At 48.7% G+C, this 2,399-nt stretch carries 3 protein-coding genes; 2 read left to right on the forward strand and 1 reads right to left on the reverse strand.

Annotated features, from left to right (window positions below; all coding sequences use genetic code 11):
- Window positions 1-820: U32 family peptidase (locus ACR0P9_RS11075; protein ID WP_432620124.1), on the forward strand; the 820-nt coding region annotated here is incomplete at its 5' end.
- 30 nt (window positions 821-850) lie between these two features.
- The gene (locus ACR0P9_RS11080) at window positions 851-1,846 is read left to right on the forward strand and encodes an alpha/beta hydrolase fold domain-containing protein (RefSeq protein WP_432620126.1); all 996 of its coding nucleotides are present in this window, start codon (window positions 851-853) and stop codon (window positions 1,844-1,846) included.
- Window positions 1,847-1,920: 74 nt separating this feature from the next.
- Here ACR0P9_RS11080 and ACR0P9_RS11085 read toward each other — a convergent pair.
- Window positions 1,921-2,399: phosphoribosylaminoimidazolesuccinocarboxamide synthase (locus ACR0P9_RS11085; RefSeq protein ID WP_432620128.1), on the reverse strand; the 479-nt coding region annotated here is incomplete at its 5' end.

The following is a 2,399-nucleotide window of genomic DNA, read 5'->3' on the forward strand; positions in this document are numbered from 1 at the left end:
CAATCGCCGAGAGGTGCTGTATTATCCGGTACAAATCGGATCGCGCAGTGAATTACAGATTTTAAACAGCATGAAACGTGTGTATGGCGTTCCGGTATCTATTACGCTCAATTCGCTGTATTACACGCCGGAGCAGTATCCGATTTTGGCCGACTATATCGAGCAATGTGTCACAGACGGTTTTTCTTCGTTTATTGTCGCTGATATGGCGCTGCTCATCTATCTGCATGAGCAGGGGATAGACAAGCAGATCCAACTGCATATCAGTGGTGAACTGTCTGAAATCAATCATTTGACCATCGCACAGGGTAAAGCATTGGGAGCAGACCGTGTAATTTTTCACCGAAAGACTACGCTTGCAGATATGAAAGCCTGCGTGCGCGCACAGCCGGAGCTGGAATATGAGGCGTTTGTGCTCAATGAGATGTGTCATTTTCATGGAGCCTTTTGCAGCTCTCTGCACTGCGATGAACTCCCTCATGCCTGTTTGATACCCTATCAGCTGGGCGGTGTGCATTCGCCTTTGTACTGTGAAGAAAAGACACCAGACACGCCTGTACGACGCGGCTGTGTTGGACAATCCGGCTGTGGATTATGCGCGCTGTGGCGCATGAAACAAGCCGGGATTTCTTATGGAAAACTGGTCAGCCGCGGCAATTTTTTGGAAGATACGGTTCGGGATATTCGGGCGTTCCGCGTGGCTTTGGATATTTTGAATGACAGTGCAGATGAACTGTCGTTTCAAACCCAGCTCAAACGACAGTTGTTTCCTGACGGATGCAGCGGCACTTGCTATTATCCTGTCAATCAGGTACAATAAAAGGGAAAATAAACCAATGAGGAGTAGCAATTGGAACGAATCAAGACTTTCTTGCTTGTTGTGTTTCTTTCTCTTGTGGTATCTGCCGCAGGGTTTGCGTTTATCTCTGTTAACATTTACCATCGATCCATCGGCGCGTCGTTGACGGAGCTGCGGCTGCAGTCAAAAACGTCTACCAGAGTTTTTGAGACAGAGCAAAATGCACAGAAATATATGGAGAGGCGAGCAAAATCAGAAGATAAATGGTATGAATTGCCCGATGATGTGGCATTTGGCAGCACAGTGATTGTGTTTCACTATGAAAATATCAAACTGTTGGCATTTGTGCCGGAAAACGAAAAAAATCACGTGGTCTTATACCTGCATGGCGGGGCGTATGTGAGCCAGATTTCCAAGAATCAACTGCGTTTTTGCGATAAGCTGGCGCAGCAGTCGCAATCGATTGTGCTGGCGCCGATTTATCCGCTGGCGCCAAATCACCGGTTTAGCGATACGTATTTGCTGTTAGAGCATTTGTATCCAGATATACGGGAGTATACATCCTTGCCGCTGACGATTTTGGGAGACTCTGCTGGCGGCGGATTGGCCGCTGGGTTTTGTGAATATCTCGGCGTGTGGGGCTGGGAGCAGCCGGAACAGTTGATTTTGATCTGTCCGTGGCTGGATGCCACCCTGTCTAATCCAGACATCAAGCGCTATGCCAAGCGCGACCCGACGTTATCTCCAAAGGGATTGAAAAGAATGGGAAAAGCGTGGGCAGGGCCGTACACCAATGCGAAAGACTACCGCATCAGCCCGATGTTTGGAGATGTTTCTTATTTGAACCGTGTTACGATGTTTATTGGAACGAGAGAGCTGTTGTATCCGGATGTGATAAAATTTTCAGAACACTTGCAGGAAGCGGGCATAGATGCCACGCTGCACATTGGCAAGGGACTCAATCACAATTATCCGCTCTATGACATTCCAGAAGCGCAAACAGCGATGCAGCAGATCTGTGAAGCGATAGAACAATTAGATACATAAAAAGACGGTATGCACCGGAAACATTTCGATGCATACCGTCTTATCTTTTCTATACGTTTGGCAAATAACAGAGATTACAGCTTCTTGCCAGTCAGCAGCTCGTATGCCTGCAAGTACTTGGCAATGGTCTTTTCGGTAATGTCTGTCGGCAGCTTCCAGTCATGCTCGTTTGCCTTCAGCCAGTCGCGTGCGAACTGCTTGTCGAAGGACGGCTGACCGTGACCCGGCTCATAGCCGTCTGCCGGCCAGAAACGAGAGGAATCCGGTGTCAGCATTTCATCACCCAGAACGATGTTGCCGTTCTCGTCGAGACCAAACTCAAACTTGGTATCAGCGATGATGATGCCGCGGCTCAGAGCATAGTCTGCACATTTTTTGTACAGGGCAATGGTATAGTCGCGCAGCTTCTGTGCGTACTCTGCACCCTTGCCCGGGAAGTACTTCTCCAGATGCTCAATGCTCTGCTCATAGGAAATGTTTTCGTCATGATCGCCGATTTCAGCCTTGGTGGACGGGGTATAGATCGGCTCCGGCAGCTTGTCGGATTCCTTCA

It is taken from the genome of Butyricicoccus sp. (genome assembly GCF_050872565.1).
Classification (GTDB): domain Bacteria; phylum Bacillota; class Clostridia; order Oscillospirales; family Butyricicoccaceae; genus Butyricicoccus_A.